A 19,125-nucleotide genomic window follows, 5' to 3' on the forward strand; every position below is an offset into this window, starting at 1 on the left:
TTGCGGTGGTGCTTGTACGAGAGGTGGCTTGGGTGGGGCGAAGGCGGGTGGCCGGCTGTTCCTCGGGAGGGGGTCAGCCCGCCTTGACGATCTGGGCGGAGTCGCCCAGGGAGCTGCCCGCGATGAGTCCGGCGCCGACCAGGTTCAGCTCCTCGTCGGCGCGCGGGCCGCGCCACTTGCGGTAGCCGACGCGGACCGCGAGGGCGGCGAGGACCAGCCAGCAGGCGTGCGGGGTGAGGATCAGCAGGCCGGTCGCGAGCATCACGCCCATCTGCCGCTTGGTGCCGCCGATCAGCTGGATGAGGGCGCCGGGGATCGCCCAGATCACCAGCGTGCGCAGCACACCGGGCTCGCCCAGGCCGTTCTTGACCGTGTCGGCGTAGACCTTGGCGACGGGCGGGATCAGTCCCTGCTTGAAGTACGACTGCCAGAGCACGGCCACGACGACGAGCGCGGCGGCGAAGCCGATGAGCGCGGCGCGGAACTGCTCGCGGCGGCCCTCGCGCTCGAACGGGTCCCAGGGCTGGTGGTCGCGGCGCAGCAGCCAGCCCGCCTTGAGGTCGTAGCCCATGTCGGCGAAGGCGGGTCCGGTGGCGGAGACGTAACCGACGAGCAGGGCGAGCGGGACGGACGGGATGCCGATGAGCAGCCCGAAGACCAGGAAGATCAGAGTGACGGCGAAGGACGGGAACCAGCCGGACTGCATGGCGGCCAGTCCGACGATCAGCTCGTGCACCAGGGCGGCGAACGCGGCGAAGAGGACCCAGCCGACGAGGCCGAGCGGGCTCATGTCCCCGATCAGTCCGCCGAGTACGGCGAGCAGCACGGCGCCCGCCACGAACAGGGCGTAGCCGCGGACCAGGGAGCGGCGCAGCTGCGTCTCGTCGACGGTGTACGCGGTGGTGGGGTCGGCGGGCGCTTCGGTGGCGGCGGCGGTGGACTCGGCCTTGGCGGCCGTGCGGCGGCGCATCAGCATGAACACCGCCTGGCCGAGCGCGACGACGCCCGCGCCGACCATCACACCGTGCGGTACGTAGCCCGCGCCGAGGTCCGTGTGGAACAGGTCGGGGCTGAACTCCCGCAGGCCGAGCCCGACGCCGAACATCCCCAGGGCCCATACGTTGCCGAGGAAGGCGACGCCGGCGGCGGACAGCGGAAGGCTGAACAGGGTGCCCACGACGCCGACGACGGTGCCCGCGCCGAGCACGAGGGCACGCTTGCCGCCCTTGTCACCGGCCTTGATGGTCTCCGCGGCGGCGGTTCCCGGCGGCCAGGCCCCGTCGGCGGGCAGCAGCCGCGAGCCGAAGGACCGGTACAGGACCCACGTGTCGATGAGCAGCCCCACGAAGGAGCCGATGAGCATCGGCCAGACGAGGTCCTTGCGTCCGAAGACGTAGGGCACCGCGATCGAGGTGAGCAGGGCGTTGGCGGAGGCGAAGGTGGCGGCGGAGATCGCGCTCTGGGCGAGGTTCTGCCGGTGCACGGAGCGCATCGAGCGCAGGCCCGCGAGGGGGATGCGGCCGATCAGCATGGCGATGAGGGCGCCGACCACCGAGGTGTTGGCGGAGATGCCCAGCTTGGCGACGAGATCCGCGCCGATGACGGCTCCGACGACGGAGAGCACGGCGAGGACGACGAACACGACGGGCTCGCGCACGCGCGGGTGCCCGGCGCCGGGGGCGGCCTTGCCCGGCCCTGACGGCGGAGGCGGTGCGGTGGCGGAAGGCGAGGTGTGGTGCGACACGGGGGCACCCCTTGGTGGGCGGGCCCGGCCCGGGGGCGGGGCAGGGCTGTTGTGGGCAGGGGGGATCCGCGTACGGCGGGTGGTGGGTCTCGCGCCGTACGGGCGGGAAGGGCGGGGTCGGTTCGGGGGCTGTCAGGAGCCGAAGGCGGCCGTGGCCTCCTCGGCTCCCGACAGGACGAGTTCGATGATGCGGTCGGCGGCGCGCGACACACGGGCCGCCGGGCCGATGACCGTGAGGGACGCGGCGACGACGCCGGCCTGGAACACGGGGGCGGAGACGGCGGCGACGGCCTCGTCGTACTCGCCGTGGCTGACGCTGTATCCCCGGTCGCGCACCTCGGCGTACCGGTCCTGGAGGGTGTCGAGGTCGGTGACCGTGTGGTCGTTGAACCGCTGGAGCGGGGTGGCTCCGAACAGCTGGCGGATCTCGGCCTCGGGGTAGTGGGCGAAGATCGCGTGGCCGGAGGCGCCCGCGTGTCCCGGCATGACGGCGCCGATGATCGCGGTGTAGCGGATCGGGCCCGTGCCGTCGACCGCCGCGGCGCAGCGGTAGCCCGCGCCCTGCGGCACGTTCAGGACGACGCTCTCGCCGGTCTCGCGCAGCAGTCCCGCGAGGATCGGGCGGACCAGTGAGGGCAGGACGCCGCTGTGCTCGCCGGCCCGGGCGAGCCGGGAGACGGCCGGTCCGAGCCGGTAGCGGCGGGTGGTGCTGTCGCAGATCAGGAAGGAGCGGGAGGCGAGCGTGGTGAGGATGCGCTGGGCGACGGCCTTGTCCCAGCCGTGCCGGCGCGCCATCTCGCTCACGCCCCACTCCGGGCGCCGCTCCGTGAAGCAGAGCAGCGCCAGCAGGGCCCGGTCGGCGCCCTGAAGGACGCCGGGCGCGGGTGGGGCGAGGTCCTCCGTGTCGTGTGCCTCGACCATCGCCTCGCTCCTCTCCTGACCCCTGATCGGTGCGCTGAGCGCAACGCCGTTGCGCTCAGCGGCGAGAACTATGGGATCGGGAGGGCGGGGGTGTCAAGGGTTTTCCGAATCGAGCCGCTCAAGCCCCCGCGGCGATTGAGCAGGCTTTTAAAGCCCCTGCGGCGATTGAGCAGGCCCTTTAAAGCCCCTGCGGCGATTGAGCAGCGGGGTCCGGGGCGGAGCCCCGAGACGTTCACCAACGTACCGGCAGGCTCCTGGTCCCCCGGATCAGCATGCCCGGCATCCACCCATCCGGCTCCTCGACCAGCGCCAGCTCCGGACACCGCTCCAGAAGAGACCGGATGGCGATCCGCCCCTCCAGCCGAGCCAGCGGAGCGCCCAGGCAGAAGTGGATGCCGTGGCCGAAGGCCAGATGGCCGCGGGCGTCGCGGCGGATGTCGAAGCGGTCGGGCTCCACGAAGCGGTGCGGGTCACGGCTCGCCGTGGCGATGCCGATGAGCACCGGCGCCCCCGCCGGGATCACCGTCCCCTCGATGTCCACCGGCTCCGCCGCGAAGCGGTGCGTGGCCGTCTCCACCGGGCCGTCGTAGCGCAGCATCTCCTCCACGGCGCCGTCCAGAAGCGTCATGTCGGCGCGCAGGGCGGCGAGTTGGTCCGGGTGCCGGAGCAGGGCGCGGACGCCGTTGCCGATCAGGTTCACCGTGGTTTCGTGGCCGGCGATCAGCAGGAGGAAGGACATGCCGCGCAGTTCGCTGGGCGAGAGGCGGTCGCCGTCCTCCGCCGTGGTCCGGATCAGCGCGCTCAGCAGGTCGTCCGCGGGGGCCGCGCCGCGCTTGGCCTCGATCAACTCGTCCAGGAATCCGACCAGTTCGACGTGGGACGCGTACGCCTCCTCCTCACTGGTCGGCGCCACGACCTGCGTCGACATCCGGCGGAACCGCTCGCGGTCGATGTCCGGCACGCCCAGCAGTTCGCAGATCACCGCGAAGGGCAGGGGGAAGGCGAGGGAGCCGATCAGGTCGGCGCCGCCGCGCGGGACCATGTCGTCGAGCAGCTCGTCCGTGAGCTTCTGGATGCGTGGTGCGAGCGCCGCGACCCGGCGCGGGGTGAACTCCCGCGTGACCAGGGAGCGCAGGCGACCGTGCTCCGGCGGGTCCGCGAACAGGAGGTGCAGGCCCATCATGTCGCCCTCAAGGCCCCACGGCGGGGTCTTGACCAGGCGGGGGTCGGTGAACGCGGCGCGGGCTGCCTCGTGGCCGACGATCAGGTAGAGGTCCTCGGTCGGGCCCGGGCCAGGAGTGCGGACGTGGTGGACCGGGCCGCGGGTGCGCAGGCGCTCGTAGACCGGGTAGGGGTCGGCGTGGAACTCCGCTGCTCCCCCGGCCAGTTCACCCAGGTCGACGATCTCAGCGCTGCCCGTCATGTCGTGCCTCCCGTTGCCCGGTTCCGGCTTCCCTCTGGGTCAACTCCGGGCGCCACCCGTACGTTCCCGTCCCGGGGGTGACCAGGTGCGTTTCCTACGCCGCGGGGCTCTGCCCCGGACCCCGCTGCTCAATCGCCGCAGGGGCTTGATCGGGAGGTGACCAGGTGCGTTCCCTACGACGCGGGGCGCCGCCCCGGACCCCGCTGCTCAATCGCCGCAGGGGCTCGATTGTGGCCCCCCGCCTCCAGGAATCTGGCCAGTGGCAGTGTCGCCGCGCCCACCGTGACCGCGTCCGGGCCCAGGTGGCCCAGGGTCAGGGTGGTTTGGGCGAAGGGGTGGTGCAGGGCGTAGGAGGCGGCCGCGGCGCGGATGCGGGGCAGCAGGCGGGGGCCGAGCATGAGGCCCGCCCAGCCGCCCACGACGATCCGTTCCGGGTTGAACAGGTTGACCAGGTCGGCGATGCCCGCGCCGAGGAACTCCGCCGCCTCGTCCAACAGGGCGGCCGCGGAGGGGGCTTCGAGGAGTTCGGCCAGGGCGCCCTCCTCGTTTGCCGAGGTCCAGCTGCCGCCCGCCTCCCGCCAGCGTGCGAGGAGCGCCTCCGCGCCCGCGTACGCCTCCAGGCAGCCGCGGGCCCCGCACCGGCAGGTACGGCCGCCGACCCGCAGCGTGGTGTGGCCCCACTCCCCCGCGCTGCTCGACGCGCCCCGGTAGGGCTGGCCGTCGGCGATGACGCAGGCGCCGACGCCGGAGCCGATGAGCGCGATCACGGCGTTGCGGGCGCCGCGGCCCGCGCCGAACCACATCTCGGCGCGGCCGAGGGTCTTGGCGCCGTTGTCGAGGAAGAGCGGGAGGTCCGGGGGCAGTCCGGGCGGCAGGCCGTCGGGCGCGCGGAGCAGGGCCTCCAGGGGGACCGCGTCCCAGCCGATCGTCTGGCCGTGCACCACCGCGCCGCCCCCGCCGGACGCGTCGACGATGCCGGGCACTCCGATGCCGACGCCGAGGACCGACGCGGGGTCCACCTCCGCGTCGGCGAGCACCCGCGTCAGGCCGGAGGTGACGAGGCGTACGACGTCCTTGGCGTCGAAGCGGCCGTCGCGCGCCGAATCCGGCAACGGCTCGTCCACGCGCGCGAGTTCACCGAGGGCGAGGTCGAAGAGCTCCACGCGCACGCGGGTCTCGCCGACGTCCACGCCCACGAGATGGCCGCTGCGCGGGGCGACGCGCAGCAGGGTGCGGGGGCGGCCGCCGTCGGAGTCGACCGAACCCGCCTCCTCCAGGAGGCCGTCGGCGACGAGCTCCGCCACCACGTTGCTGATGGAGCCCGAGCTGAGCGCCGTGAGCGGGCCCAACTCCTGTCTGCTGAGCGGTCCGTCGAAGTACAGCTTGGTCAGGACCAGGGACCGGTTGCCGCGCCGCAGGTCGCGCACCGTCCGCCGGCGTGGTGCCGCCATCCCCACCCCTTCGCACCGATCACATGGTTGAACGGTGCGAATTTACCCTGCGGTACCGACGCTCCTGTGGGCGCGCCAGGAGATCAGTCCTCGTCCAGCAGGCCCGCGTCGTGGGCGAGCAGCGCGATCTGCACGCGGTTGTTGAGGCCGAGCCGGGCCATGATGCGGGAGACGTGGGTCTTGACCGTGGCGACGCTCATGTAGAGCGTCGCGGCGATCTCCGCGTTCGACCTGCCGCGGCCCACCTCGACGGCCACCTCCCGTTCGCGCTCGGCCAGTTCGGCCATGCGCGTACGCGCGCGTGCCCGCCGGTCCAGGGCGGGGTCGTCGCCCGAGACCTTGGTGATGAGCTGCCGGGTCACGGTCGGCGAGAGGACGGGCGAACCGGCCGCCACCCGGCGTACCGACTCGACGATCTCGCCCGGCGCGGTGTCCTTGAGGACGAACCCGGCGGCCCCGGCGCGCAGCGCCCGCAGCACCTGCTCGTCCGCGTGGAACGTGGTCAGGACGATCACCTCGGGTGCGCCCTCGCGGGCCCGCAGCTCCTCCGTGGCGGACAGACCGTCCAGGGTCGGCATGCGCAGGTCCATGAGGACGACGTCGGGGTGCAGCCTGGCCACCCGCTCCGCCACCTCGCTGCCGTCGGCGGCCTCGCCGACGATCTCGATGTCCTCGGCGGCGCCGAACATGAAGGTGAGCCCGGCGCGCACGAGGGGGTCGTCGTCGACGATGAGCAGGCGGATCGTGGTCATGGCGCCACCGTAGCGAGGGACGATCATCGTCGTGTCCATACCGGCGTCCTCCCCGGGGCTCACTCCGGCCACGGGAGCCACGCGCGGACCGCGAAGCCGCCGTCCGGTTCCCGCCCGTGGGAGAGCCGGCCGCCCGCGAGCGTGGCGCGTTCGGTGAGGCCGATCAGGCCCTGCCCGGAGCCGGGGACGTGCGGCACCTCGCCCGGTGGCGGCGGGTTGCGCACGGTGACCGTGAGGCCGTCCCCCGCGCCGCCCTCCACGGTGACCGCGACCTCGGCGCCGGGGGCGTGCTTACGGGCGTTGGTCAGGCCTTCCTGGGCGATGCGGTAGGCGGTGCGCCCGGTCGAGGCGGGCACGGCCCCGGCATCGGGGACCCGGTTGTCGAGGTCCACCTTCATGCCCGCCTCGCGGGACTCGGCGACCAGGACGTCGAGCGCGGCGAGGGTGGGCTGCGGCCGCCCCGACTCCTCGCCGTGGTCCGCCGCGCGCAGCACGCCGATGATCTCGCGCAGGTCCTGCAAGGCCTCGTGCGCGCTCTCCCGGATGACGCCCGCGGCCCGGGCGATCTCCTCGCGGGGCGCGTCGGGGCGGAACTCCAGGGCGCCCGCGTGCACGCTCAGCAGGGTGAGGCGGTGGGCGAGCACGTCGTGCATCTCGCGCGCGATGTCCTCGCGGGCGAGCCGCTGGGCCTGCTCGGCGCGGAGCACGGCCTCGGTCTCGGCGCGGCGCGCCCGGTCCCGCAGCGACATCAGGAGCTGGCGCCGGGAGCGGACGAACATGCCCCAGCCGACGACCGTGATCGTGATGATGACCGTGAACGAGACCGACAGCAGGTAGGAGGACTCGGGGTCGGGCCGCAGCCAGAAGAACAGCGGGATGAGCGCGATGGAGATGCCCGCCACCCAGCCGATGTAGCGGAACGGGCGGTGCACGGCGAGCGTGAACACGGCGATCATGGACGCGCCGCCCGCCGTGTTGGACAGGAAGCCGATCGGGATCATGGCGATGGCGAGGCCCAGCGGCCAGCGCCTGCGCAGCCAGACCCCGGCGCAGGCGGCAGCGCCGAGCACCTGGTCGAGCACGGCGAGGGCGGGCGGTGTGTTCGGGTCGTCCCAGACCTGCTCGGCGAAGATCAGGCCGAGGAAGACGGCGATGCCGAAGCAGCTGAAGTCGACGATCCAGTCACGGGCGGTGCGCCGCCTGCGGCCCGGCTGCCCCTCGGGGTCCAGGTCCAGCTCGTCGGCGACGGCCGAGGGCAGCAGCCGTCGACGCCATCGCTCGGCGGGCGTGTCCGCCACCTGCGGGGTTCCGGTCTGCCGCGCTGCTTCCATGGTCGACAAATCTACGCACCCGGGGCGGCCCGCACCGCCCCGAGCGCCGCTTCCGCGACCAAAGTCGTACCCCCGTCGACTTTGGTCGCGGCCGGCCCCCGCGCCCCGCTACCGGAGTCGTACGGGGCTCGCCCCGTGGCCGATGCGAGTGGGGGGTCCACGGGGCGAGAGTCCTGTGCATGAACAAGAATCAGTGGTTGCGGGTCATCGAGGTCGTCGGCGCCGTCGCACTGCTCCAAGGGGCGATCGGCATCCTGAACGAGTTCACCGGCCTGCCCGGTGGTTGGGGGCTGATCGGGCACATCGGCTTCCTCGACGGCCACGAGGTGTACGGCAGCATCGCGCTGATCGTGCTCGCGATCGCCGTGTTCGCGGCCGTCGAGGCCCAGCGCAAGAGCTGACCCCTGCCGGGCCGGGGAGGGCCCGGCAGGAGTGGTCGCGCAGGCTCAGCAGCCGTAGTCGACCAGGTCGAAGGACGCGTAGTGGTCCGCCGTGTAGTAGTCCTCCTTGTCGGACTCACCGGTGACGATGCGGCGGGCACCGCGGTCGTCCGAGCCCGGGGTGATCACCGTGTACTCGTGGTAGTAGCCGGACGACTGGTCGGGGAGGATGCCCTCCCGGTTGGAGAAGACCGTGCCGTCCTGCTCGTACGGGTACGGTCCGCCCTGCTCGATGAGGTCCAGGGTGTCGTGCGCCTCGGCGGGCAGCGCGGAGGAGCAGATGTCGCCGACGTCGGCGGCCGAGACGGTGTGGGAGGCGACGGCCGGGGCCTGCGCGGCCGGTGCGGCGATCGCGGTGGAGCCGCCCACGCCGCCCAGGAGGAGGGCGGCTGCGACGGCGACGGCACTGATGAAGCGTGGGGGAGTCTTCATGCCTCATAGTGTGACGCGCGTAGAGGTGGGCATGTCAACACCAACTCGCGTCTGTTTTCCTTCAGTTCACTGGTGTCACATGCCGGTGGCGACATCGACGTCCGTTTGCCGCCAGCTCCCGCCCCGGTGGATCGCTGTACTTGAAGCCACACCATCCGCTCCCCACAGGAGGCGACATGAACGGCAAGGTGGCTCTGGTGACCGGCGGTTCCCGCGGCATCGGCGCGGCGACGGCGCTGCGGCTCGCCCGCGACGGCTTCGACGTGGCGCTCACCTACGTACAGGGCAAGGAGGCCGCCGACGAGGTGGTGCGACGGGTCGAGGCGCTGGGGCGGCGGGGGCTCGCGGTGCGGGCCGATTCGGCGGACGCGGACGAGGCGGCGGAGGCGGTGGAACGGACGGTGGCGGGGCTCGGCCGGATCGACGTACTGGTCAACAACGTCGGCGTGGGGGCGCTCGGCCCGCTGGACGGGTTCTCGCTCGCGGACGTCGACCGCGCGCTCGACGTGAACGTGCGCGGCGTCTTCCTCACCTCGCAGGCCGCGGCGGCCAGACTCCCCGAGGGCGGCCGGATCGTCACCGTCGGCTCCTGCATGGCCCAGCACGTGCCGGGCCCCGGCGGCACGCTCTACGCCACGAGCAAGGCGGCCCTGATCGGCCTGACGAAGGCGCTCGCCCGCGAGCTGGGCGCGCGCGGCATCACGGCGAACATCGTGCACCCGGGCCCGACGGACACCGACATGAACCCGGCCGACGGACCGTACGCGCGGGCGCAGGCAGCGGCCACGGCGCTCGGCCGCTACGGCACCGCGGACGAGGTGGCGTCCACGGTCGCCTATCTGGCGGGCGACGGGGCCTCGTACGTGACGGGCGCCGAGTTCGCGGTGGACGGCGGGCACGCCGCGTAATTCCGGAAATGAGGATGCGGGGCACACCGGTGCTGTCAGGCCGGTGTGCCCCGCAAGTCGAGCAGAGTAGCGGGTCACCGCCCCAACTCCGCGTGGTGGGTCGCCAGTTGGGACTCACCCTGGTCCGTCGGCGAGCTACTTGGCCCTTTCGAGCAGCTGCCCCTGCGGGGCGGTGAACTCACCGTCGGAAACGATGCGTTCACCGCGCAGCCAGGTCGACTTCACGACACCGTGCAGCGTCTTGCCCGCGTAGGCGGTGACGCGGTTGCGGTGCTGGAGGGCGGCCGGGTCGACCTGGAAGGTGTCCTCGGGGGCGAGGACGGCGAAGTCGGCGTCGTGGCCGGCCGCGATGGCGCCCTTGCGGTCGTCGAGGCCGACCAGCTTCGAGGTGCGCTCGGACATCCAGCGGACCACGTCCTCAAGGGTGTAGCCGCGCTGACGCGCCGCGGTCCAGATGGCGGAGAGGCTGAGCTGGAGGCCGGAGATGCCGCCCCAGGCGGTCGCGAAGTCGTCGGTCTTCAGGTCGGCGGTCGACGGCGAGTGGTCGGTGACGACGCAGTCGATGGTGCCGTCGGCGAGCGCCTGCCACAGCAGGTCCTGGTTGGCGGCCTCGCGGATCGGCGGGCAGCACTTGAACTCGCTTGCCCCGTCCGGGACTTCCTCGGCGGTGAGCGTGAGGTAGTGCGGGCAGGTCTCGACGGTCAGCTCGACACCCTCGGCCTTGGCGGCGGCGATCAGCGGCAGCGCGTCGGAGGACGACAGGTGCAGGATGTGGATGCGGGCGCCGATCCGCTTGGCGGTGTCGATCAGGCCCTTGATGGCGACGTCCTCGGAGACGCGCGGGCGGGTCGCCAGGTAGTCGTCGTACTTGGGGCCGCTGTTGTGGGGCGCCACGTCCAGCTCGTGCGGGTCCTCGGCGTGCACGATGAGCAGTCCGCCGAAGCCGGCGATCTCCGCCATGGAGGCGGTGAGCTGGTCGGCGTTCAGGTGCGGGAACTCGTCGACGCCGGAGGGCGACAGGAAGCACTTGAAGCCGAAGACCCCCGCGTCGTGCAGCGGGCGCAGGTCCTTGACGTTGTCGGGCAGCGCACCGCCCCAGAAGCCGACGTCGATGTGCGCCTTGGAGGCGGCGACATCCTTCTTCGTACGAAGGTTGTCGACGGTCGTGGTCGGCGGCAGGGAGTTGAGCGGCATGTCGACGAGGGTCGTGATGCCGCCGGCCGCCGCGGCGCGGGTGGCGGTCCAGAAGCCCTCCCACTCGGTGCGCCCCGGGTCGTTCACGTGGACGTGCGTGTCGACGATGCCGGGCAGCAGCGCGTCGTCACCGAAGTCCTCAAGGCGGGCCCCGGCCGGGACCTCCGCGTCGTGCGCGAGCACCGCGACGATCTTCCCCTGGGCGACGGCGACCGAGGCCGGACGCGTACCTTCGGGAGTGATGACGCGCGTCGAGCGCAGCACGAGTTCGATCTGGACGTCGGGGTCCGACACGTGGGCCTCCTCAAGCTTCAACGTTCTGTTGAAGGACTTTCACTCAGACTTCGGAAACCGTCAAGACCCGCACGGCGGACCCGGGGACCCTGGACGTTTCCACAAAGTGGAATTAAGATTCCGACACGCAGAACGTAGCTACCGACGAACTTGTCGGTCAAGGGATCACTGATCGAGAACCCGCCGGTAGGCTGCGTATCTGCCTGCCACCCGAAAGGAACGCGCTGTGCCGACGCCCGACGCCAGCACCACTGATGCCGCCAAGTCCGCACCCACCGGCGGTGTCCAGTCCCTCGAGCGCGCCTTCGATCTGCTCGAGCGCATGGCCGACGCCGGTGGTGAGGTCGGCCTCAGCGAGCTCTCCGCCACCAGCGGACTCCCGCTGCCGACGATCCACCGCCTGATGCGCACGCTCGTCGCCTGCGGCTACGTACGCCAGCAGCCCAACCGGCGCTACGCGCTCGGCCCCCGGCTCATCCGGCTCGGCGAGTCCGCCTCCCGGCTGCTCGGCACGTGGGCGCGCCCGTACCTCGCGCGCCTCGTCGAGGAGACAGGCGAGACCGCGAACATGGCGCTCCTCGACGGCGACGAGGTCGTGTACGTCGCCCAGGTGCCGTCCAAGCACTCCATGCGGATGTTCACCGAGGTCGGCCGCAGGGTGCTGCCGCACTCGACCGGCGTGGGCAAGGCGCTGCTCGCCTACACGCCGGCCGACGAGGTGCGGGCGCTGCTCGCGCGGACCGGGATGCCCGCCGCCACCGAGAAGACGCTCACCACGCCCGAGGGATTCCTCGACGCGCTGGAGGACGTGCGGCGGTCCGGGTACGCCGTCGACGACAACGAGCAGGAGATCGGGGTGCGGTGCCTCGCGGTGTCCGTGCCGGACTCCCCCACCGCCGCGGCGATCTCGATCTCCGGGCCCGCGGGGCGGGTGACCGAGGCGGCGACGGACAAGATCGTGCCGGTGCTTCAGCAGGTCGCCCGCGAGTTGTCGGTGGCGTTGGCCAGTTCCGGCCACAGTGGTTGACGTCGCGGGGCGCTGCCCCGGGCCCCGCTGCTCAATCGCCGCAGGGGCTTGACATGCTCACCCGCCCCGAGGCCCGTCGAGACTCAAGCCGCACCAGGGCTTGACTCAACGGGCACATCAATCCCGCCGTCCCGCATCTCTCGCACCTCGTCCGCCACCGTCAGGTGGTCGCGGTCGTGCGTGACCAGGACGGTTGCCGTTTCGCGCTCCCTCGTCAGCTTGCGGAGCAGGTCCAGTACTGCCGCGCCACGTTCGTGGTCGAGGGCGCTGGTCGGTTCGTCGACCAGGAGGACGCGGGGCTCGTTGATCAGGGCCCGCGCGATGTTCACACGCTGGCGCTGACCGCCCGAGAGCTGGTGCGGGCGGCGGTGGGACTGGGCGGACAGGCCGACCGCGTCCAGCAACTCGCCCGCCCGCTCCCGTACTTCCCGCGGCTTGCGGCCCTCCAGGTGGGCCATCACCTGAAGTTGTTCCAGCGCGGTCAGCGAAGGCAGCAGGTTCGGCTGCTGGAAGACGATGCCGATGGCGCGGCGGCGCAGTTCCGCCGATTCCGTACGGGTCAGGGCCGTGGCCTCCGTGCCGTCGACGACCACGCGGCCGCTGTCGGGGGTCACGAGCGTCGCCGCGACCGCCAGGAGGCTGGACTTGCCGGAGCCGGACGGGCCCACCACTGCCGTCAGTCCGCCGGCCGGGACCCGGAGGGCGATCCGGTCGAGGGCCGTGAGTCGGCCGTCCCCGTCGGGGTAGGTCAGGGTGATGTCGTCGAGCAGCAGGGTCATCGGGCGCTCCCAAGTGCGGTGAGGGGGTCGACGGCGGTGATCCGCCGGATGGAGAGGGCGGCGCCCGCGAGGCCGAGGACCGTCATGACGGCGGCCGGGCCGAGCGCGGTCAGCGGGTCGAGCACGAAGGGCACGGTGTCCGGGACGAAGGCGCCGATGAGGGTCGCGAGACCCGTGCCGACCGCCGTGCCCGCGACCAGCATGAGCACCGCCTGCCCGAGGGCGTCCCGCAGCAGGTAGCGGGTCGAGGAGCCGAGCGCCTTCAGGACCGCGATGTCCGCGCTGCGCTGGATCGTCCACACCGTGAAGAACGCGCCGACGACGAGCGCGGAGATGACGAAGAGGAAGCCCCGCATCAGCTGGAGCGAACCGTTCTCCGCCTGGTAGGACCCTATGGCGGACAGGGCGCCGTCGATGGTCTTCGTGTCCGTGCCGGCGGCCCTGTCGGCGGCCGGCAGGTCGGCGCCCGGCGCGGTGCGCAGCGCGACGACCGTGGCGCGTTCGCCGCCACCGCCTCCGGCGGGCGCGATGTGCTGCCAGTCGTCGAGGTGCGTCCAGACGACGGGGGTGTGGCTGTACGAGGCGTCGCCGGAGACCGCCGCGACCGTGAGGCGGGTGCCGCCGAGGGTGAGCTCGTCGCCCGTGGCGGCCCCCAGCTCCTTCGCCGCCCTGCCGGACAGGACCGCCGTGCCGGGCTCCGTCGCGTCGGGCGCGAGGCCGGAGTCCTGGCGCACGCCGAACGCGGAGACCGCCGCGGTCTGCCGGCCGGCCTCGGCGTTCACCGTGCCGATGCCGATCGGCTCCGCGCTCTCGACACCGTCCCGCGCCGCGAGGTCGCGCCACTGTTCGGGGCGGACCGCGGACGCCGTGAACGACACCGACTGGCCGTCGGCGGGCCGGGCGAAGGCGAGGTGGTCGGCGGGCAGCCCGGTGAGCGCCGACGTATTGTCCCGAGCGAGCCCCGCCGTCAGTCCCGACAGCAGTCCCACGAGCAGCGTGATCAGCACGATCACGCTGCCCATCAGGGCGAATCTTCCCCTGGCGAACCGTAGATCTCTCCATGCGACGAACATGCGGTCAAGACTGCTGCTCCGGGGCCGTCGCGGGCATCGCGCCACAGCACGCTTCACTCGAATCGAAGGGGGGACGTGCCTTTCAAACTTTCGGTTGACCGGTTCCGTCCCCCGGCTCCGTACGCTGGTGAGGGTATGGACCCACGTTCGCTCACCCCCGCCCTTCGCGCCCTGCGCCTCTGTCTGCATCTGCTGACGGCGGGCCTGCTCGCGCTCGTTCTCGTACGGGCCCTGACGGGGCGGTCCGAGGAGCCGGTCGCGGCGGTGGTGGCGGTGGCCGGAGCGCTGGGCGTCGTCTACGCGGTGGGCGCGGCGCTGCCCGTCGTACGGTCCACGCGCGCGGGCGCCGCGTGGTGGCTCGCCGTCCTTGGGATCGTGTGGGCGCTGCTGCTCGTGCTCTCGCCGGACGCGCTGTGGCTGGCGTTCCCGCTGTACTTCCTGCTGCTGCATCTGCTGCCCGCGCGCTGGGGCGTCCCCGCGGTGGGCATCGCCGCGGGCGCGGCCATCGCCTCCTACGTGGGTCATGACGGGGCGGTGAATCCGGGGGCGTTCATAGGGCCGCTGCTCGGCGCGGCCGTCGCCGTGGCGACCGTGCTCGGCTATCAGACCCTGTACCGGGAGAGCGAGCGCAAGCAGCAGCTGATCGACGAGCTGGTCGCCACCCGAGCGGAACTCGCCGAGGCCGAACGCACCGCCGGCACCCTCGCCGAGCGGGAACGGCTGGCCCGCGAGATCCACGACACGCTGGCGCAGGGTTTGTCCTCGATCCAGCTGCTGCTGGTCGCCGCCGGGCGCGAACTGCCCGCCGGCTCCCCCGCCGCCGGGCACGTCGAGCAGGCGCGGGCCACGGCGCAGGACAACCTCGCGGAGGCCCGCCGCTTCGTGCGCGCGCTCGCGCCGCCCGACCTGGACGTCGGCTCGCTGGCCGGGGCGCTCGACCGGCTGTGCGCCACGGCGCCCGGTCTCACCGCCCGCTTCTCGGTCAGCGGCACCCCGCAGGAACTTCCCACGCCGTACGAGGTGGCGCTGTTGCGCATCGCCCAGTCGGCGCTCGCCAACACGGTTCTGCACGCGGACGCCCGCCGCGCGGAGATCACCCTCAGCTTCATGGAGACCTCGGTGGCCCTGGACGTGGTGGACGACGGCGCGGGCTTCGACCCCGAGCGGGCGCCGGGCGGCGGCGACGGCGGGTTCGGACTCGTCGCGATGCGCTCGCGGGTGAGCGAGCTCGGCGGCACGTTCACCGTCGAGTCGGAGCCGGGCCGCGGCACGGCCGTCGCGGTGACACTGCCGCTGCCCTCCGGGGGTGTGGCGTGATCCGGCGCGGCGGGCCGCGGGCCGTGTTCGGCGTCGGCACGCCCGTCGCCGTGTACTCGACACCGGGCGTCGCCACCCCCGTCGCCGTGCAGACGCCGCCGCCCGCCGGAGGTGCCCGGTGATCCGGCTGCTGCTCGCCGACGACCACCCCGTCGTACGCGCCGGGCTGCGGGCCGTGCTCGACGCGGAGCCGGACTTCTCGATCGTCGCCGAGGCCGCGACCGCCGAGCGGGCGGTGGAGCTGGCGGGGGACGTGGACGTCGTCCTCATGGACCTTCAGTTCGGCGCGGGGACGATGCACGGCGCCGAGGCCACCGCCCGGATCGCGGCCCTCGACGACGGGCCGCGCGTCCTCGTCCTCACCACGTACGACACCGAGGCGGACATCCTCGCGGCCGTGGAGGCGGGGGCCTCCGGCTATCTGCTGAAGGACGCGCCGCCGCAGGAGCTCGCGGCGGCCGTCCGCACGGCGGCGTCCGGGCGTTCCGCGCTCGCGCCCGCCGTCGCCGACCGGCTCATGGACCGGATGCGGGCGCCCGCGGAGGCGCTGAGCCGGCGCGAGCTGGAGGTCCTGCGGCACGTGCGCGACGGCCTCTCCAACGCGGAGATCGCCCGCGAGCTGTTCCTGAGCCAGGCCACGGTCAAGTCCCACCTCGTGCACATCTACGCGAAGCTGGGCGTCGACTCGCGTACGTCGGCGGTCGCCCGGGCGACGCGGGACGGGCTGCTGCGGCGCCGCTAGCCGCTAGCCGCTAGCCGCCACCGTCAGCCCGTCACCTCGAAGTCCGCCGCCCGTACCCGCCGCAGCGCCCGCAGTTCCGCCCGCTGGAGCGGTCGCACCGGCACGGTCAGGACCGGGCACAGCGCGTGCCGCCGTACGTGGCGGTGGGCGGCGCGGCGCAGGCTCCGGGGCCGTACGCCGACGACCAGCAGGTCGTCGGGGCGCGCCGCGAGTTCCACCAGGGCCGGTCCCGGGCGGTCGCGCACCACGCGGAGCGTCGCGTCGAGGCCGGGCGGAAGGCCGCCGAGCGCCTCCTCGAACGCCGCCGCCAGCCGGGCGCGGGCCTCCTGGTACCAGTGCCGGGCCCACGCGGTGTCGGGCCACCGCCGGTACATGGCCTCGCCCTCCGGCGGCTCCCACGCGAGCACCGCCACCAGGGGCCGGCCGGACCGTCGGGCCTCGGCGACCGCCGCGCGCACAGCGGCCAGGCTCGCCGGGGATCCGCCGACCCCGACCACCACGCGCCCACCGAGCCGCTCGCCGTCCATGACAACCCCCTCCTCACCGGTGGCCTCCTCCAGGCCACTCCTCGCCGATCGAGTCCCACTCTGTAGGCTGATTGGCCTGGACAGCAGGGCCAATTACGGAGATGTGGCATGGGCGATGGTGCGGTGGTCCGCAGCGTGGACGGCGGCGGGCGCGGGCTCGGCGGCAGGCGGCTCGGCGCGCTCGTGACCGGTGTGGCCGGGGAGCGCCCCGGCTACCGCGCGCTCGCGCAGGGCGTGCGGACGCTGCTGCTCGACGGGCGGATCCCGCTGCACACGCGGCTGCCGGCGGAGCGCGAGTTCGCCTCCTCGCTCGGGGTCAGCAGGGCCACCGTCACGGCCGCGTACGACCTGCTGCGCGAGAGCGGGTACGCGCGCAGCAGGCGCGGCGCCGGGACGTGGACCGAGCTGCCGGAGGGCGCGCGCCCGACGGTCGTGGCGACGCCCGCGGCAGGCGAGGACGTGATCGATCTGGCGGTCGCGGCGCCCGGATTCCTGGAGGACGAACTGTCGGCCGCGTACGCCGCCGCGGCCCCTGACGTCGCCCGGCACGCGGTGACCAACGGCTACCACCCGTACGGGCTGCCGGAGCTGCGCGCCCGGATCGCCGAGCGGTACACGCGGCGCGGCCTGCCCACGCTGCCCGAGCAGATCCTGGTCACCTCGGGCGCCCAGCAGGCCGTGTCGCTCACCCTCACGCTGCTCGGCAGGCCGGGCGACCGGATCGTGGTGGAGAACCCGTCGTACGCCAACGCCCTGTCGGTGATCCGGCAGTTGGGGCTGCGGACCGCGCCGGTGCCGGTCACCGAGGACGGCTGGGACGTGGAGCTGATCGGCGCGACGCTGCGGCAGTCGGCGCCCCGGCTCGCGTATCTGATCCCGGACTTCCAGAACCCGACGGGCCGGCTCATGCCGAGCGAGCAGCGACGGCAGGTCATCGCCGCCGCGCGGGCGACCGGCACCTGGCTGGTCATCGACGAGACCATCGCCGACATCGCGCTCGACGGGGTGAGCGAGCCGCCGTTCGCCTCGCTCGCCCCGCCCGGCGGGGGCGAACAGATCGTCACCGTCGGTTCGTTGAGCAAGGGGCACTGGAGCGGGCTGCGGGTCGGCTGGGTGCGCGCCGGCACCCGTCTGATCACCGAACTGACGGCGCTGCGGGTGACCGCGGACATGTCCGGTTCGGTCCTCGACCAGTTGGTGGCGGGGCGGCTGCTGATGCGGGAGGACAGCATTCTGCGCGGCCGGATCCCGGTGCTGCGCGAGCGCCGCGACCGGCTCGCGGAGGCGCTCGGCCGGGAGTTCCCCGACTGGCGCTGGCAGGTGCCGCCCGGTGGGCTGTCCCTCTGGGTGGACCTGGGGCGGCCGATCGCCTCCGCGCTCGGGCGGGCCGCGCTGCGCCACGGGGTGCGGATCGAGGGCGGGTCGCGGTTCGGCGCGGACCCGGGGACGTTCGAGCACAGGCTGCGCGTCCCGTACGTCCAGCCGGTCGACGTCGCCGAGGAGGCGGTGCGGCGGATCGCGGCGGCGCTCGACGGTGGGCTCGGCGGGGCGGGCGAGGAGCCGGGAAGGCCGCACTGGGTGGCGTAAGGCCCGACTCCCCTCCTTCACGCGGACGTCAGCCCTTCGTCGGCGGTCCTCCGAACAGCTCCACGGCGCCCCTGACCTGGGACAGCGCCCCGGACAGCGCGCTCACCGAGCCGATCGCCCCCGCGACCAGCAGCAGGGAACGACGCAGCCTGGGCACCTCGGGCCGGCCCCCGCCGGCCATCGCGTCCAGCGCCGCGAGCTCGTCCTCGGCGATCCCCCGGTCGGGGAACTCGGCCGGATGCGCGGCGAGTTCCCGGCGCAACCGGGACACGGCGGTGCGCAGCTCGTCCACCCGCGGGTCCTCGTCGCTCCCGGTCACAAGCCTCTGCTCCACGCTCCGCAACACAGCTCTCCCCCTCGCACGTCCTTGTGCGTGTGTTGTCCTGCTCAGGTACTTCTGGGTTCCTACTACCGCGCGACCCGGCCGGAGCGTCGGTCGGGCGTCCAACTCGGGTTTGTGGCCGCCCAGTTAACGCCACGCGCAAGCGTTTCGCCAGTCCGTTGCGCAAGGCAACTGTGAAAATCCGAACGACTTCGATCGCGCCTTGCGTGCGATATGCAGGGGGCATGACGACAAAGAGCACTGGCGCGGTTGCGGGACTCCTGCTCGCGGCAGGTGGCGGGAGACGGCTCGGCGGCCGGCCCAAGGCGCTCCTGGAGCACCGCGGGCGGCCGCTCGTGGAGCACGCGGTGCACACCCTGCGCGCGGGGGGATGCGATCCGCTGCACGTGGTACTCGGGGCGGCGGCCCGCGACGTACGGGAGCGGGCCGTACTGGAGGGGTGCCGGGTGACACGGAATCCGGACTGGGAGGACGGCATGGGGTCCTCGCTGCGGGCGGGGCTCGAAGCGCTTGCGGACACGGTGGCGGAGGCCGCGCTCGTGCTACTGGTGGATCAGCCGGGGATCGGCCCCGAGGCGGTGGCGCGGGTGCTCGCCGCATACGACTCCCCCGCCTCGCTCGCGGCGGCCGCCTACGGCGGGGAGCGCGGGCATCCGGTGCTGTTCGGCCGGGACCACTGGGCGGGGATCGCGGCGAGCGCCGACGGAGACCGCGGGGCGCGCGTGTACCTCAAGGAGCGCGCGGGGGTGCTGGAGCTCGTGGAGTGCGGGGACATCGCCGAGGCGTACGACATCGACACGGAGGCGGATCTGAAGCACCTTGAGTAACAGAGCGTGGCAC

General features: G+C 73.2%; 20 protein-coding genes. 8 read left to right on the top strand and 12 right to left on the bottom strand.

Annotation, left to right across the window (positions count from 1 at the left end; genetic code table 11):
• Positions 1-73 precede the first annotated feature (73 nt).
• From ACNYS0_RS10110 to ACNYS0_RS10135, 6 genes are all read right to left on the bottom strand, one after another.
• Positions 74-1,744, bottom strand: coding sequence for an OPT/YSL family transporter (locus ACNYS0_RS10110; protein WP_422472486.1), 1,671 nt, complete (start codon positions 1,742-1,744; stop codon positions 74-76).
• Between the two features lie 132 nt (positions 1,745-1,876).
• Positions 1,877-2,665 (bottom strand): IclR family transcriptional regulator, encoded by a 789-nt coding sequence (locus ACNYS0_RS10115; protein WP_422472488.1) that lies wholly within the window; start codon positions 2,663-2,665, stop codon positions 1,877-1,879.
• 232 nt (positions 2,666-2,897) lie between these two features.
• A complete protein-coding gene (locus ACNYS0_RS10120) occupies positions 2,898-4,088 on the bottom strand; it encodes a cytochrome P450 family protein (RefSeq protein ID WP_422472490.1) in 1,191 nt (396 codons plus the stop codon).
• 173 nt (positions 4,089-4,261) lie between these two features.
• Complete coding sequence (locus ACNYS0_RS10125; protein WP_422472492.1) at positions 4,262-5,539, bottom strand: ROK family transcriptional regulator; 1,278 nt, start codon at positions 5,537-5,539, stop codon at positions 4,262-4,264.
• 83 nt (positions 5,540-5,622) lie between these two features.
• Complete coding sequence (locus ACNYS0_RS10130; protein WP_422472494.1) at positions 5,623-6,291, bottom strand: response regulator; 669 nt, start codon at positions 6,289-6,291, stop codon at positions 5,623-5,625.
• Positions 6,292-6,350: 59 nt separating this feature from the next.
• Positions 6,351-7,622 (bottom strand): sensor histidine kinase, encoded by a 1,272-nt coding sequence (locus ACNYS0_RS10135; protein ID WP_422472496.1) that lies wholly within the window; start codon positions 7,620-7,622, stop codon positions 6,351-6,353.
• Positions 7,623-7,801: 179 nt separating this feature from the next.
• Between ACNYS0_RS10135 and ACNYS0_RS10140 the strand changes: the two genes are divergently transcribed.
• Complete coding sequence (locus ACNYS0_RS10140) at positions 7,802-8,023, top strand: hypothetical protein (RefSeq protein ID WP_422472498.1); 222 nt, start codon at positions 7,802-7,804, stop codon at positions 8,021-8,023.
• A gap of 45 nt (positions 8,024-8,068) precedes the next feature.
• On the opposite strand, the gene ACNYS0_RS10145 is transcribed toward ACNYS0_RS10140, so the two are convergent.
• Complete coding sequence (locus ACNYS0_RS10145; protein WP_422472500.1) at positions 8,069-8,494, bottom strand: guanyl-specific ribonuclease; 426 nt, start codon at positions 8,492-8,494, stop codon at positions 8,069-8,071.
• A gap of 176 nt (positions 8,495-8,670) precedes the next feature.
• Between ACNYS0_RS10145 and ACNYS0_RS10150 the strand changes: the two genes are divergently transcribed.
• Positions 8,671-9,402 carry an SDR family oxidoreductase gene (locus tag ACNYS0_RS10150; protein WP_422472502.1) on the top strand — a complete coding sequence of 244 codons (732 nt, stop codon included), beginning with the start codon at positions 8,671-8,673 and terminating at the stop codon, positions 9,400-9,402.
• A gap of 135 nt (positions 9,403-9,537) precedes the next feature.
• Here ACNYS0_RS10150 and allB read toward each other — a convergent pair whose 3' ends face one another.
• Positions 9,538-10,890 (bottom strand): allantoinase AllB, encoded by a 1,353-nt coding sequence (gene allB, locus ACNYS0_RS10155; protein WP_422472504.1) that lies wholly within the window; start codon positions 10,888-10,890, stop codon positions 9,538-9,540.
• A gap of 226 nt (positions 10,891-11,116) precedes the next feature.
• Between allB and ACNYS0_RS10160 the strand changes: the two genes are divergently transcribed.
• Positions 11,117-11,917 (top strand): IclR family transcriptional regulator, encoded by an 801-nt coding sequence (locus ACNYS0_RS10160; RefSeq protein ID WP_422472506.1) that lies wholly within the window; start codon positions 11,117-11,119, stop codon positions 11,915-11,917.
• Between the two features lie 83 nt (positions 11,918-12,000).
• On the opposite strand, the gene ACNYS0_RS10165 is transcribed toward ACNYS0_RS10160, so the two are convergent.
• On the bottom strand, positions 12,001-12,696 hold the full coding sequence (locus ACNYS0_RS10165; protein ID WP_422472508.1) for an ABC transporter ATP-binding protein: 696 nt from the start codon (positions 12,694-12,696) through the stop codon (positions 12,001-12,003).
• Complete coding sequence (locus ACNYS0_RS10170) at positions 12,693-13,769, bottom strand: ABC transporter permease (protein WP_422472509.1); 1,077 nt, start codon at positions 13,767-13,769, stop codon at positions 12,693-12,695. Before ACNYS0_RS10170 ends, ACNYS0_RS10165 begins: the two co-directional genes overlap by 4 nt.
• A 135-nt stretch (positions 13,770-13,904) precedes the next feature.
• Here ACNYS0_RS10170 and ACNYS0_RS10175 point away from each other — a divergent pair, with 135 nt between their 5' ends.
• Genes ACNYS0_RS10175 through ACNYS0_RS10185 form a run of 3 tightly spaced genes read left to right on the top strand, consistent with a single transcriptional unit; the run spans position 13,905 to position 15,828 of the window.
• The gene (locus ACNYS0_RS10175; protein WP_422472511.1) at positions 13,905-15,086 is read left to right on the top strand and encodes a sensor histidine kinase; all 1,182 of its coding nucleotides are present in this window, start codon (positions 13,905-13,907) and stop codon (positions 15,084-15,086) included.
• On the top strand, positions 15,083-15,208 hold the full coding sequence (locus ACNYS0_RS10180) for a hypothetical protein (protein ID WP_422472513.1): 126 nt from the start codon (positions 15,083-15,085) through the stop codon (positions 15,206-15,208). The genes ACNYS0_RS10175 and ACNYS0_RS10180 overlap by 4 nt, the downstream gene beginning before the upstream one ends.
• Positions 15,205-15,828: a response regulator gene (locus ACNYS0_RS10185; RefSeq protein ID WP_422472515.1), complete on the top strand. Its 624-nt coding sequence runs from the start codon at positions 15,205-15,207 to the stop codon at positions 15,826-15,828. Before ACNYS0_RS10180 ends, ACNYS0_RS10185 begins: the two co-directional genes overlap by 4 nt.
• 23 nt (positions 15,829-15,851) lie before the next feature.
• Here the strand turns inward: ACNYS0_RS10185 and ACNYS0_RS10190 are convergent, their stop codons facing one another.
• Positions 15,852-16,355 (bottom strand): universal stress protein, encoded by a 504-nt coding sequence (locus ACNYS0_RS10190; RefSeq protein WP_422472517.1) that lies wholly within the window; start codon positions 16,353-16,355, stop codon positions 15,852-15,854.
• 108 nt (positions 16,356-16,463) lie between these two features.
• Here ACNYS0_RS10190 and yczR point away from each other — a divergent pair, with 108 nt between their 5' ends.
• The gene (yczR, locus tag ACNYS0_RS10195) at positions 16,464-17,942 is read left to right on the top strand and encodes a MocR-like transcription factor YczR (RefSeq protein ID WP_422472519.1); all 1,479 of its coding nucleotides are present in this window, start codon (positions 16,464-16,466) and stop codon (positions 17,940-17,942) included.
• A gap of 28 nt (positions 17,943-17,970) precedes the next feature.
• Here the strand turns inward: yczR and ACNYS0_RS10200 are convergent, their stop codons facing one another.
• On the bottom strand, positions 17,971-18,288 hold the full coding sequence (locus ACNYS0_RS10200; RefSeq protein ID WP_422411200.1) for a DUF5955 family protein: 318 nt from the start codon (positions 18,286-18,288) through the stop codon (positions 17,971-17,973).
• A gap of 221 nt (positions 18,289-18,509) precedes the next feature.
• Between ACNYS0_RS10200 and ACNYS0_RS10205 the strand changes: the two genes are divergently transcribed.
• Positions 18,510-19,112, top strand: coding sequence for a nucleotidyltransferase family protein (locus tag ACNYS0_RS10205; protein ID WP_422472521.1), 603 nt, complete (start codon positions 18,510-18,512; stop codon positions 19,110-19,112).
• The last annotated feature ends 13 nt before the right edge of the window (positions 19,113-19,125 follow it).

Origin of the sequence: Streptomyces anthophorae (assembly GCF_049310305.1) — a bacterium.
In the GTDB taxonomy this organism is placed as follows: Bacteria; Actinomycetota; Actinomycetes; order Streptomycetales; family Streptomycetaceae; genus Streptomyces.